We start from the raw sequence: 12,381 nt of genomic DNA, 5'->3' as shown, positions 1-12,381 counted from the left end.
GCCGGCCCCATGCGAAGGCTCGTCCTGCTCGCGCTGCTGGCGCTCCCTGGTTGCTTCTATCCCGCTGACCGTGGCCGCGCCCTCGAGGCGAAGGTCGACCGGCTCGGCACCGACTCCGCGCAGATGCAGGCGGAGCTGAAGGAGGCGCGCGAGCAGCTCGCCGCCACCCTGCCGAAAATCGACGAGAAGGTCGCCGAGGTCACCAAGGCCCTGGATGGCCTGGACACCGCCGCGCGCCGCAAGGACGCGGACATCGGCGTCCAGCTCCAGAAGACGATGGAGGACCTGTCCCAGCTGCGAGGCCAGGTGGAGACCTACCTCCACAAAATCACCGAGCTGGAGACGGCCCTCGGCGCCCAGGACCAGAAGCTGCTCGCCCTGCAGGGCACGGCCGCCGTGAAGGAGGCCGAGGCCAAGAAGAAGGCCGAGGAGCTCCAGCGTCCCACCAACCCCAAGGACTTCCTCGCGCTCGCGCAGGAGCGGGCGAAGGCCGGCGAAGTCCTCGTGGCGCGCCAGCTCTTCACCGAGCTGCTGAAGAAGTGGACCAAGGACCCGCTCGTGGGCGAGGCACACTACGGCCTGGGTGAGACGTACTTCACCGAGTCCAAGTGCCGCGAGGCCCTCTTCGAGTACGGCAAGGTGGTGCAGGACCACCCGAAGACGCCGTCCGCGCCGGACGCCTACCTGCGCTCCTCCGAGTGTTTCGCCCAGCTCAAGATGAAGGACGAGTCGCGGATGGCGCTCGAGGAGCTGGTGAAGAGCTACCCCAAGGCCTCCGCGGCCAAGACGGCCAAGGAGCGCATCGCCGAGCTGGACAAGGCGAAGGCCCCCGCCAAGAAGGGCGGCAAGAAGTGAGCTTCCGTCCCCTGCGGCTCGCCGCGCTGGCGCTCCTTCTCGTGCCCTTTGTCGCGGGCGCGGCGCCCAAGCAGTTGGTGCTGCTCTTCACCGGAGACAATGGGGGCGAAATCGCCCCCTGTGGTTGACGACACAACCCGTCTGGCGGTCTGGCCAGAAGAAAAGTCACGATAGAGCAGGAGCGCGCCAAGGGCGTACCGGTCCTCGTGTTGGACGCGGGCAACGCGCTCTTCAGGAGCCGGGACAGCGGCGGCGCTCCGGACGCACGCGCACGCGCGGAGCTGTTGCTCGCGCAGATGGACGCGCAGGGCACCACCGCCATGGCCGTGGGCGCGCGAGACCTCAACCTCGGCGTGGACTTCCTGCGCAAGCAGACGCGCAAGTCGAAGCTGAAGCTCTTGTCGGCGAACCTCGTGGACGCGAAGGGCACGCTTCTGTTCCCCGCCTCCACGGTGGTGGAGGTCGGCGGGCTCAAGGTCGGCGTGGTGGGCGCCTCCCCGGCGACAACCCAGCCCGAGCCCATGGAGCCGCTGGCCCAGGGCAAGGCCGCCGGGGTGATGCGGCAGGGCCTTCCGGTGGCTCCCGCCGTGGCCGCCGAGGCGACGCGGCTGCGTCAGAAGGAGCGCGTGGACCTGGTGGTGCTGCTCGCCGCCGTGCCCTACGACGAGGTGCTCAAGCTGGCCAACGAGGTGGAGGGCGTGGACTTCGTGATGCAGTCCCACGAAGGCCGGGGCTCCGGCATCCCCCAGCGCATGGCGATGACCACCATTGTCCCGCCGGGAGACCGGGGGCGGCAGTTGGCGAAGCTGGAGCTGTCCATCAGCGGCCCCGGCCGGTTCGTGGACAACTCCGAGGTGGCTCGCACCCGGGACGGCCTGCGAATCGTCGAGACCAACCTGGCCAAGGCCAGGGAGCGGCTCGCGAAGTCCACCGACGAGGTCCAGAAGCGCTCGCTCGAGTCAGCGGTCGCCAGCCTGGAAGCCCGGCGCACGGCGCTGGAAAAGACGGTGGCGGGGGGCGCAACGCCCGCGGCCCGGACGCATCTATTGTCGTACATCCAGCTTGGGAGCGACGTGCCGGCGGACCCGGCCGTTCAGAAAGCGGTGGAACGCATCGAGCCTCCGGGCTCGGCGGCCCACTAGCCCGGGCGGATCTTGTGCCCCGGTCGGCGCGCCGTTATAAGCGCCGGCCATTACAGTGTCGGACCTCCCAGCCGTTGGCGGTTGGGGGCAAGGCACCTTGGAGAGCGTCATGAAGCCGGAACTGCACCCCGTCTATCCGCCGTCCCGCATCACCTGTGCCTGTGGCAACGTCGTCGAGACCCACTCCACCCGCGGCTCGTTCTCGGTGGAAATCTGCTCGAACTGCCACCCCTTCTTCACGGGCAAGTACAAGCTCATCGACACGGCCGGTCGCATCGACCGCTTCAAGAAGAAGTACGCCGCGAACCCCACGAAGGGCGCCGACGCTGCTCCTGTCGAGGGCAACATCGCGGTCCCCGTCGCCAAGGCCAAGAAGGCCAAGGCCTGAGTCGGGCCGTCGCGCTTCGTAGCCACTGAAGCAGCACCGTCGAGCAGGGTGTCGGAGAGCCTCCATGAGAGGCGCTCCCGCCCTGCTCGCGGTGTTTCTACGACTTGAGTCGCTCGTCAAGTTTCAGGGTGCTACAGGTCAGAAAATTGCTGTAGCAGCCTGTTGAGGCACATTCCGCCGCGTCCCACGACGAAGAGTCCGACGGAGGCGTGATGTTCGCGGAAGCTGCTGCCCCAAACCTGAAGGTTGTCCGGCGCTCCCTCAACGAGAGCGTGCACGCGAAGGGCGACGCCTGGACGCTCCTGCGAGGGGACAGCCTGGAGCTCCTGAAGCAGTTCGAGCCCCAGACGTTCGACATGATTTTCGCGGACCCGCCGTACTTCCTCTCCAACGGCGGCACCACCTGCAAGGGTGGCAAGCGCGTGTCGGTGGCGAAGGGTGGCTGGGATGTGTCGCGCGGGGTGGAAGAGGACCACGCTTTCACCACCGAGTGGCTCGCCGCCTGCCAGCGGTTGCTCAAGCCCACCGGCACCCTCTGGGTGAGCGGCACGCAGCACGTCATCTTCAACGCCGGCTTCGCCATGCAGAAGCTCGGCTACAAGCTGCTCAACACCGTCACCTGGTTCAAGCCCAACGCCAGCCCCAACCTGGCGTGCCGCTACTTCACCCACTCGACGGAGTTGCTCATCTGGGCCTCCCCGAAGTCGGGCGGCAAGCTCCAGCACGTCTTCAACTACTCGAAGATGAAGGCGGACAACGGCGGCAAGCAGATGCGTGACGCCTGGGCGCTTCCTCCCTCTGGCGACGCGGAAGTCACCGCCGACGGCGAGGGCCGCCTGTGGACGCTCACCGTCCCGCGCGGCGGCGAGGAGAAGGCCTTCGGCAGCCACCCCACGCAGAAGCCCGTGGCCCTGCTGGAGCGCATCATCGAGGCGAGCACCCCCGAGGACGCGCTGATTCTGGACCCCTTCAACGGCAGCGGCACCACGGGCGTGGCGGCCCTCAAGCTGGGCCGCCGCTACGTGGGCATCGACATGGATGAGAAGTACCTGGACCTCGCCGAGAAGCGCCTCGTGGCGCAGTCGGCGAAGTAGTCCCCGTGCCGCGAGTCCCCGCGCCGCTTCTCAGGCGCGGGACAGGATGAGCTCCACGCCCTGACGGGCGATGGGGTGGTAGCGCTCCCCGTACTGCTTGAAGAGCGAGCGCGCCAGGGCCCGGTGCTCCCGGGACGCGGCGAGCACGCCGTACAGGGGCTTGAGGTACTTCATGCGCCCCACCTCGCCCAGGAACGCCTCGGTGCGCCCCACCGCCGGCCCCCAGCCCGCGCGCAGCGCCGCCACCAGCCACGCCACCAGCACCTCCGAGTTACGGCTGCGCGTGAAGGCGAAGCGCTCGTCGAGCTGACGGAACAAGTCCCTGGGCGCGTCCGAGGGCATCCACTCCAGGAAGAGCTGCCACTCCGCGGGCGTCCAGTCCTTGGCCGCCTCCACCGACGGCACCGTGCCCCGGGCGCGCTGCAGGGCCTCCAGCCGGCTGGAGCGCGGCGAGGGCGCGCTCGCGGGCACGCCGGGCCGCTGCAGATAGGCCTCCGCGTCGACCTTCGCCAGCACCCCGGGCAGCTCCCGCTCGGTGAAGGCGATGAACTCCTCGGTGGTGAGGGCGCGGAAGCGGTACGTGGCCAGATAGCGGCGCAGGAAGCCGTCGAAGGCCTCGCGCCCCACGGCGTCCTCCATGGCCCGGAGGAACAGGTAGCCCTTCTCGTACGGAATCTGGGAGAAGGCCTCATCCGGGTCCACGCCCGTCAGGTGCGTGCGCAGCGCCGTCAGGTGCGGGTGCTCGCGGAAGTGGTGCAGCGCCTCGTCCAGCGCCCGCCGCCCCAGGGCCGCGTTCAGCGCGGCGACCTCCGGCCCCGCCAGCGCCTCCAGGATGCGGCGCTCGGCGAAGACGGTGAAGCCCTCGTTGAGCCAGAAGTGCTCCGCGGACGCATTCGTCACGAGGTTGCCGGTCCACGAGTGCGCCAGCTCGTGCGCCACCACGTTGACCAGGCTCTTGTCCCCGGCAATCAGCGTGGGCGTGAGGAACGTCAGCCTCGGGTTCTCCATGCCGCCGTACGGAAAGGACGGAGGCATGGTGAGCAAATCGAACCGCTCCCAGTCGTACGGCCCGAAGAGCGACTCGGCGGCGCGCAGCATGTCGTCCACGCCGGAGAACTCCTCGGCCGCGTCCTCCAGCAGCTCCGGCTCCGCCCATACGCGCGAGCGGGGGCCCAGCTCCTTGGGCGCCAGGCTGCCCACCGCGAAGGCCAGGAGATATGGAGGCACCGGCTGCGGCATCTCGTAGTGCTCCTCCGCCTCCACGCCGTGCTCCTCGCGGCGCACGAAGCTGGCCGCCATGACGGCCTTGAGCGCCTTGGGCACTCGCAGCGACGCGCGGTAGCGGATGCGGATGCGAGGCGTGTCCTGCAGCGGCACCACGCTGCGCGCGTGGATGGCCTGGCATTGGCTGTACAGGAATGGGTGCTGCCCGCCCGCCGTCTGCGAGGGCGTCAGCCACTGCAGCGCGCTCGCCGTGGGCGAGGTGCGGTAGTGCACCGTGAGCTGTCTCACCCCCGAGGGCAGCTCCACCCTCAGCCGGCTGCCCAGAATCGGCTCCGGTGGGGCGAGCATGTAGGGCAAGGGGCGACCATTGCCGTCTACGACTCTGAGAATCTCCAAATCCCGCGTGTCCAGGTCCAGCGGACCCGCGGACGCTTCCTTCAGCGTCAGGGTGGCCTCCGCGTGCAGGCGGTGGGTCCGGAAGTCGACGCGAGCCTTCCAGTCCAGGGTTTCCGTCTCAGGCTGCGTGCTGTCGTTGTAGGAGTGCGGGTCGGGGCGAGCCATGGAGGTCCGGTTTGTAGTCCTTGGGACGACCCATGGCGAGTGCTCCCACCTTCCGAACAGATTGACTTTCGGGTCAATCGCCTACATTTGTGCAGTCCCTTCTTCCCTCAAGGGAGCCTCTTCCAATGACGACGCGGATCCGCAAGGTAGCTGTGCTGGGCGCCGGAGTGATGGGCAGCGGCATCGCCGCCCATCTGGCCAACTCGGGCGTGCGCGCGCTCCTCCTGGACATCGTTCCGCCGAAGGCCGCACCGGGCGAAGACACTTCGACCAAGGCCTTCCGCAACAAGTTCGCCCTCGGGGCGCTGGCCAACATGCGCAAGCAGAAGCCCAGCCCCATCATGTCCGAGCAGGTGTTCACCGCCATCGAGGTGGGCAACTTCGATGACGACATGGCGAAGATCGCCGACTGCGATTGGGTCATCGAAGTCGTGAAGGAGGACCTGACCGTCAAGCAGGCCCTCTTCGAGAAGGTGGAGAAGCACGCCCGCAAGGACGCCATCATCTCCTCCAACACCTCCGGCATGTCGATTGTCGGGATGACGCAGGGCCGGGGCGCGGCGTTCAAGAAGAACTTCCTCGTCACGCACTTCTTCAACCCCGTCCGCTACATGAAGCTGTTGGAGCTGGTCGCCGGCACGGAGACGGACCCGGCGGTGATGAAGACCATCCACCGCTTTGGCGAGGAAGTGCTCGGCAAGGGCATCGTCTACGGCAAGGACACCACCAACTTCATCGCGAACCGCATCGGCGTGTACGGGATGATGCGGACCATCGCCGCCATGGGCCCCGCGGAGCTGTCCATCGAAGAGGTGGACAAGATTTTCGGTCCGGCCATGGGCCGCCCCAAGTCGGCCGTGTTCCGCACCGCGGACATCGTCGGTCTGGACACCTTCGTCCACGTGTCGAAGAACTGTTACGACACGCTGACGCAGGACGAGGAGCGTGAGGTCTTCGCCATCCCCGGCTTCCTCCAGAAGATGGTGGAGAAGGGCATGCTCGGCGACAAGAGCGGCGGCGGCTTCTACAAGAAGGACAAGAGCAGCGGCGGGAAGGAAATCCTCGCGCTGGACCTGAAGACGCTGGAGTACCGCGCGCAGGGCAAGGTGCGCTTCGAGTCGCTGGGCGCCGCCCGCGAAGTCGAGAACGTCAAGGAGCGCGTCGCCGTCGTGCTGAACGGCACGGACAAGGCCGCGAAGTTCGCCGAGCAGGTGACGCTGGACGTGTTGGCGTACACCAGCCGCCGCATCCCCGAGATTGCCGACGACGTGGTCAACGTGGACCGTGGCGTGCGCTGGGGCTTCGGTTGGGATTTGGGTCCCTTCGAGGTCTGGGACGCGTACGGCGTGAAGAAGGGCCTGGCGCGGATGAAGGAGCTGGGCCTCAAGCCGGCGAAGTGGGTGGAGGACATGGTGGCCGCGGGCCGCGAGTCCTTCTACGGCGTGGAGGGCGGCAAGGACACGTACTGGGACATCCCCACGAAGTCCGTGAAGGTGGTGCCGGAGAACGCCCGCACGCAGCGCGTGGAGTACCTCAAGCGCGGCAACAAGAAGGTGGCCGGCAACGACTCCGCCACCCTGTGGGACCTGGGCGACGGCGCCACGCTGCTGGAGTTCCACACGAAGATGAACTCCATCGATGACCAGATCATCGAGATGATGAACACGGCGCTGGACGAGACGGAGAAGAACTTCAAGGGCCTGGTCATCGGCAACGACGGCTCCAACTTCTCCGCGGGAGCCAACATCGTCGCGCTGGTGTGGGCGGCGAAGAGCGGCCAGTACGAGGATATCCGCAAGCTCGTCACCGGCTTCCAGGCGGTGAATCAGCGCATGCGCTACAGCCCGGTGCCGGTGGTGACGGCGCCCTTCAACCTCACCCTGGGCGGTGGCTCCGAGGTGACGATGGGCGGCAACGCGGTGCAGGCGAGCGCGGAGCTGTACATGGGCCTCGTCGAGGTCGGCGTGGGCCTCATCCCCGGCGGCGGCGGCAACATGCAGCTGCTCCGCAACGTCTACGGCGCGTACTCCACGGACAAGGATTTCGATCCGCTGCCCTTCCTCAAGAAGGTGTTCCTGGCCATCGGTACGGCGAAGGTCGCCACCAGCGCCGAGGAGGCGCGGGAGCTGGGCTTCCTGTCCCTGACGGACGGCATCAGCGCCAACCGGGACTTCCTGCTGTCGGACGCGAAGGCTCGGGTGCTGGGCATGGCGGACGCGGGCTTCCGCGCGCCGCGTCCCACGCGCTTCCGCCTGGGCGGCCCCAGCGGCTACGCCACCATCGACATGATGCTGTACGACATGGAGATGAACGGGCAGGTCAGCGCGCACGACCGCAAGATTGGTCAGAAGCTGGCGCGCGTGCTCACTGGCGGCGACACCAGCACCTCGGCGCTCGTCACCGAGGAGAAACTGCTGGAGCTGGAGGCCGAGGCCTTCCTGAGCCTGTGCGGCGAGGAGAAGACCCAGGACCGCCTGACGTTCATGATCGAGAAGGGCAAGCCGCTGCGGAATTGACGGCCGGCCGGTATCCATTGGCTACGACATAAATTTCGCTGCATGCCCGGGTGCTCCCCGGGCAAGGAGACATCAAGATGCCTGGTCGAGTCGTGATTGCCAGCGCGGTCCGCACGCCGTTCACCCGCGCGCACAAGGGAGAGTTCAAGGACACGCGGCCGGATACGCTGGCCGCCATCGCCATCAAGGAAGCCGTTGCCCAGGTCCCTGGCCTCAAGCCGTCGGACGTGGAAGACGTCGTCCTGGGCTGTGCCATGCCGGAAGCCGAGCAGGGGATGAACGTGGCGCGTCAGGCCACGCTCCTGGCGGGGCTGCCGGTGGAAGTACCGGCGATGACCATCAACCGCTTCTGTTCCTCCGGGACGCAGGCGATTGCCCAGATTGCCGCGGCCATCCAGGCGGGGCACATCCAGGTCGGCATCGGCGGTGGTACCGAGTCGATGACGATGGTGCCCATGGGCGGAAACAAGGTCAGCGCCAACCCGGACATCATGGCGAACCACCCGGAGATCTACTCGTCCATGGGTGTGACGGCGGAGAACATCGCCTCCCGTCACAACGTGTCGCGTGAGGACTCCGACAAGTTCGCCGCGGAGAGCCAGCGCCGCGCGGCCTCCGCGCGGGAGACGGGCAAGTTCGCCGAGGAAATCGTCCCCGTCACCACCACCGTCTACGACGAGGAGGGCAAGGCGCAGACGGTGACGGTGTCCGTGGACACCATCCTGCGTCCGGAGACGACGGCGGAGGGCCTGGGCAAGCTGCGCCCGGCGTTCAACGCCAAGGGTGTGGTGACGGCCGGCAACGCGTCGCCGCTGACGGACGGCGCGGCGGCGGCGGTGGTGATGAGCGAGGAGAAGGCGAAGGAGCTGGGCGTCAAGCCGCTGGGCTACTTCGTGGACTTCGCCGTCGCCGGTGTGGCCCCGGAAGTCATGGGCATCGGCCCGGTTCCGGCGGTGCGCAAGCTGCTGGCGAAGAACAAGCTCGAAGTGAAGGACATCGACGTCTTCGAGCTGAACGAGGCCTTCGCTCCGCAGGCGCTGTACTGCATCCGTGAGCTGGGCATCCCCATGGACAAGGTGAACCCGAACGGCGGAGCCATCGCCCTGGGCCACCCGCTGGGCGTGTCCGGTGCGCGTCTGGTCGCGACGATTCTGCGCGAGCTGAAGCGCCGCAACGGCCGCTACGGCGTCGTCACCATGTGCATCGGCGGCGGCATGGGCGCCGCGGCGCTCATCGAGCTGGCGAAGTAGTCGCCCGCTTCACCGACTGAAAGTTCGCGGGCCCCGGGGAAGTCCTTCCCGGGGCCCGTGTCGTTGCGGGGCTCGGCCAGGCGCCGGCCCTTCATGCTCGACGTCAGGAGACGGGGGCTTCGGGGTCGTCCACGGGGACACCGGCGAGGCGCAGGACTCGCAGCGCGTTGGTCGTGTCCACCACGCCCTCGCGCAGCTTGTAGTCGAACACCATCTCCCCCGCCTCCAGGTGGTCCCTGAAGTGGACGTTGCGGACGTGCGCGTCACGCGTCTCTTCCGCCAGCGACGTCAGCGACAAGTCGTGCGTCGTCACCGCGCCCGAGGCCCCGGTGGACAGCAGCAGCCGGAGCACCTCGCGCGAGGCGAGCTGCCGCTCTCGCGTGTTGGTGCCGAGGAGGATTTCGTCGAGCAGGAACAGCGCCTGCCCGTTCGCCGCGCGCGCCGCGTCCAGCACGGCCTTGATGCGCTGCACCTCCGCGTAGAAGTACGACACGCCGCGCTCCAGCGAGTCCTTCACCCGCATGCTGGTGAGCACATGCAGCGGAGACAGGCGGAACGACGCCGCGGACACCGGCGCTCCGGCGAGCGCCAGCACCGCGTTGGTGCCCAGCGCTCGCATCAGGGTCGTCTTGCCGCTCATGTTGGAGCCGGTGATGAGCAGTGCCTCCCTGGGGCCCGGCAGGGACACGTCATTGGGCACGGGGGCATCCAGCAGCGGATGGCCCATGACCTTCGCCTCGACGAGGGGCCCCGTCGCTTCCAGCGTGGGCCAGGCGAAGGCGGGTCGGTCATGCGCGAGGCCCGCCACGCAGGAGAGGGCCTCCATCTCCGCGAGCGCTTCGAACCAGTGCCGCACCCGCGTGCCATGCTTCGCGCGCCAGCGCTCCAGTGCGAACAGCGCATGGATGTCCCAGAGCGTGAGCCAGTGCACCAGCGGGTGGAACTGGTGCCGCTTGAACTCGATGAGCGAGAACAGCCGGCTGAAGCGCTGGAAGTGCTTCGAGACGGGCTGCTCTCCCTGCTGCTGGAGTCCGGACTGGAGCTGACGCAGGAGGGGATGCTCGAAGCGCTGGCCCTCCACGCGCTCGAAGATGGGCGCGTAGCGGACGAAGCCCTGTTCGCCCTTCTCCACGCCCTCGTCCATCTTCCGCAGCGTGCGACGGGTGGCCACGGCCACCGCGAGCTGCGCGGCAAGTCCCGCCCACACCGAGGAGCCGGGCAGCACGCCGACTTCGCCCAGGATGAAGAGCGTCAGCGTCACCGGCGGCAGGATGATGGCGAGCGGGAGGGACCAGCGGATGGAGTCCAGCGCGGGCCCGGCTTCCGACCACTGGATGAAGAGGCTCGGGTCGGCCTTCTCCTTCGCCACCGTGCGCGCTTCCACGCAGAGGTCCTGTCGGAAGTCCACGAGCGGTGCCAGCTCACGCGCCGCGCCCTGACGTGCTTGCACCACGTCCACCGGAGCAGGCGCTGACAGCCACGCGGCGAGTCGCTCCTCGCCCGCGCGGGTGGCCGTCTCGTTCAGGAGCTGGAAGAGGCTGCCCTGTCCGAAGACGTCCAGGTCCGGCGTGTAGAGGTGGGCGGGGGAGGCGAAGCGTTCGCCGCGCTCGGTGAACTCGTGCCAGCCGTGGCCCAGGCGCGCGAGGCCCCGCTCGTTGAGCGTGACGTACAGCCGCTGACGCGCCTCGCGGCGGAAGATCTGGTGGTGGAGGACCGCGAGGAGGCCGTAGACGACGACGGCGGCCACCGTGCCCCACCACCAGGTCTTGGGCAGTCTGCCCGTGACGATGAGCCCCGAGACGACGGCCGCGACGAGGAAGGCCAGGGTGCGCAGGTTGGCGTAGCGGGCGCTGACGCGGTCCAGGGCGGCCAGCTCCGCCTCAGCGGCGGCACGGCGCTCGGTGTACGTGTGGTGGGGATTCGGGCTCGGGGCGTTCGCGGACACTGTGGCCGCGCATGCTGTGCTTCCGGCCCGTTCAGGGCAAGGGCCGCCTGTCTTCAGATGGTGTCGGGATGACGGAGGTGCGCCCGGACTCGTTGCCAGAGGAGGAGGTGGCCTCTGGTGAGCAGGCCAGAGGCGAGGCCCTCCGGGGCGGGTGCTTCATGAGTCAGCGGAGGGTGGGGGTCCAACGACGTAGAACGGTCCGAGGCCATCCCGGCGGTTCACCTCGGCGTTGAACCGGCGGGAGGGCGTCCCCGAGAGTTTCGCGTCCATGTCGAACCCGTCCCTGGCGAGGACACTCGCGACCAAGGGTCGTTCCCCGCGTGGGCGGCACCGGTGGAGGAAACGTCGGTTCCTCCACCGGTGTGCCGTGGCTCGATGTCGCGCGACGCGTAACCGCCACGAGGCCCGCGATGGCGGGTCAGCCCCAGAGTTCGCGAGGCGGCCAGAAGAGGGTGTTGCCCTCGAAGCGGATGCCCGGCTCTCGGTCCTTCGCGAGCAGCAGAGGGCCGTCCAGGTCCACCACCTCCGCGCCTTGGGCCACCAGGGCGGCCGGGGCCATGGACAGGGAGGTCGCCACCATGCAGCCGACCATGAGCTGAAGCCCGTGCCCGCGTGCGTCGCGCGCCAGGGCCAGGGCCTCGGTGAGCCCTCCCGTCTTGTCGAGCTTGATGTTGAGGGCGTCGTACTTGCCCACGAGGGTGGCCAGCCCATGCCTGTCGTGCGCGGACTCGTCGGCGCAGACGGCCACGGGGCGCCGCAGGCCTCGCAGGGCCTCGTCATCCGACGCGGGCAGCGGCTGCTCCACCATCACCACGCCCAGCTCGGCGCAGGCCGCGAGCAGTGACGGGAGCTCGTCGGGCTTCCAGCCCTCGTTGGCGTCCACGATGAGGCGACTGGCCGGCGCTCCGAGGCGGATGGCGCGCAGTCGCTCGATGTCACCCTCGCTCCCGCGTCCCAGCTTCACCTTGAGCAGTGGCCGGTGCGCGGACTTCTCGGCGGACCGGCCCATGGCCTCGGCGGTGTCCAGGCTCAGTGTGTATGCGGTGACCAGCGGCTGGGGCTCCGACATGCCGAGCAGCTCCCAGATGGGCTTGCCGGCCTTCTTCGCCTCCAGGTCCCACAGCGCGCAGTCCAGCGCGTTGCGCGCGGCCCTCGGCTCCAGCGCCTCCGGGACTTCGTCGCGTCCCAGCCCGCCCTCGATGCGCGGACGCGCGGCTTCCAGTGCCCGCAGCACGCCGTCGACCGTCTCCCCATAGCGACCGTAAGGGACACACTCGCCGCGCCCCACGGCGCCGTCTTCCTCCAGCGTGACGACCACCACTTCGGCGATGGTCTTCGAGCCTCGGGAGATGGTGAAGCTGCCCGCGATGGGCCAGCTCTCGTGCTTGACGGTGAGCTTGCGCATG

The 12,381-nt window shown here is 68.5% G+C and carries 10 protein-coding genes; 7 read left to right on the top strand and 3 right to left on the bottom strand.

Going from position 1 to position 12,381, the window contains the following annotated elements:
* Positions 1-9 precede the first annotated feature (9 nt).
* The 5 genes from HUA76_RS15225 (at position 10) to HUA76_RS15210 (ending at position 3,479) form a co-directional block, all read left to right on the top strand.
* The gene (locus tag HUA76_RS15225) at positions 10-855 is read left to right on the top strand and encodes a tetratricopeptide repeat protein (protein WP_174461289.1); all 846 of its coding nucleotides are present in this window, start codon (positions 10-12) and stop codon (positions 853-855) included.
* Positions 852-983, top strand: a complete 132-nt coding sequence (locus HUA76_RS46065; RefSeq protein ID WP_256433693.1) for a hypothetical protein — start codon at positions 852-854, stop codon at positions 981-983. The genes HUA76_RS15225 and HUA76_RS46065 overlap by 4 nt, the downstream gene beginning before the upstream one ends.
* A 78-nt stretch (positions 984-1,061) precedes the next feature.
* Positions 1,062-1,997 (top strand): 5'-nucleotidase, encoded by a 936-nt coding sequence (locus HUA76_RS15220; protein ID WP_174461288.1) that lies wholly within the window; start codon positions 1,062-1,064, stop codon positions 1,995-1,997.
* 109 nt (positions 1,998-2,106) lie between these two features.
* Positions 2,107-2,385, top strand: coding sequence for a 50S ribosomal protein L31 (rpmE, locus tag HUA76_RS15215; RefSeq protein ID WP_141643888.1), 279 nt, complete (start codon positions 2,107-2,109; stop codon positions 2,383-2,385).
* Between the two features lie 212 nt (positions 2,386-2,597).
* The gene (locus tag HUA76_RS15210; RefSeq protein WP_174461287.1) at positions 2,598-3,479 is read left to right on the top strand and encodes a site-specific DNA-methyltransferase; all 882 of its coding nucleotides are present in this window, start codon (positions 2,598-2,600) and stop codon (positions 3,477-3,479) included.
* Between the two features lie 30 nt (positions 3,480-3,509).
* Here HUA76_RS15210 and HUA76_RS15205 read toward each other — a convergent pair whose 3' ends face one another.
* Entirely contained in the window at positions 3,510-5,264 is a 1,755-nt protein-coding gene (locus HUA76_RS15205; RefSeq protein ID WP_174461286.1) for a M1 family metallopeptidase, read from the bottom strand.
* Between the two features lie 125 nt (positions 5,265-5,389).
* On the opposite strand from HUA76_RS15205, the gene HUA76_RS15200 reads away from it, so the two are divergent.
* Both HUA76_RS15200 and HUA76_RS15195 read left to right on the top strand, forming a co-directional pair.
* Positions 5,390-7,780 (top strand): 3-hydroxyacyl-CoA dehydrogenase/enoyl-CoA hydratase family protein, encoded by a 2,391-nt coding sequence (locus HUA76_RS15200; RefSeq protein ID WP_174461285.1) that lies wholly within the window; start codon positions 5,390-5,392, stop codon positions 7,778-7,780.
* 77 nt (positions 7,781-7,857) lie between these two features.
* Positions 7,858-9,030: a thiolase family protein gene (locus HUA76_RS15195; protein ID WP_174461284.1), complete on the top strand. Its 1,173-nt coding sequence runs from the start codon at positions 7,858-7,860 to the stop codon at positions 9,028-9,030.
* A gap of 103 nt (positions 9,031-9,133) precedes the next feature.
* Here the strand turns inward: HUA76_RS15195 and HUA76_RS15190 are convergent, their stop codons facing one another.
* Positions 9,134-10,975 carry a DNA mismatch repair protein MutS gene (locus HUA76_RS15190; RefSeq protein WP_174461283.1) on the bottom strand — a complete coding sequence of 614 codons (1,842 nt, stop codon included), beginning with the start codon at positions 10,973-10,975 and terminating at the stop codon, positions 9,134-9,136.
* Positions 10,976-11,393: 418 nt separating this feature from the next.
* The gene (dgcA, locus tag HUA76_RS15185; protein WP_174461282.1) at positions 11,394-12,380 is read right to left on the bottom strand and encodes an N-acetyl-D-Glu racemase DgcA; all 987 of its coding nucleotides are present in this window, start codon (positions 12,378-12,380) and stop codon (positions 11,394-11,396) included.
* Position 12,381 lies beyond the last annotated feature (1 nt).

The organism is Myxococcus sp. CA056 (assembly GCF_013336715.1).
GTDB lineage: Bacteria > Myxococcota > Myxococcia > Myxococcales > Myxococcaceae > Myxococcus > Myxococcus llanfairpwllgwyngyllgogerychwyrndrobwllllantysiliogogogochensis.
This window is presented reverse-complemented; position numbering and strand designations above follow the sequence as displayed.

Excerpts from the sequence above, each read along its gene's own strand:
- HUA76_RS15210 (WP_174461287.1), top strand. The coding sequence starts at position 2,598 with ATGTTCGCGGAAGCTGCTGCCCCAAACCTGAAGGTTGTCCGGCGCTCC.
- dgcA (WP_174461282.1), bottom strand. The coding sequence starts at position 12,380 with ATGCGCAAGCTCACCGTCAAGCACGAGAGCTGGCCCATCGCGGGCAGC.
- HUA76_RS15205 (WP_174461286.1), bottom strand. The coding sequence starts at position 5,264 with ATGGCTCGCCCCGACCCGCACTCCTACAACGACAGCACGCAGCCTGAG.
- HUA76_RS15200 (WP_174461285.1), top strand. The coding sequence starts at position 5,390 with ATGACGACGCGGATCCGCAAGGTAGCTGTGCTGGGCGCCGGAGTGATG.
- HUA76_RS15225 (WP_174461289.1), top strand. The coding sequence starts at position 10 with ATGCGAAGGCTCGTCCTGCTCGCGCTGCTGGCGCTCCCTGGTTGCTTC.
- HUA76_RS15195 (WP_174461284.1), top strand. The coding sequence starts at position 7,858 with ATGCCTGGTCGAGTCGTGATTGCCAGCGCGGTCCGCACGCCGTTCACC.
- rpmE (WP_141643888.1), top strand. The coding sequence starts at position 2,107 with ATGAAGCCGGAACTGCACCCCGTCTATCCGCCGTCCCGCATCACCTGT.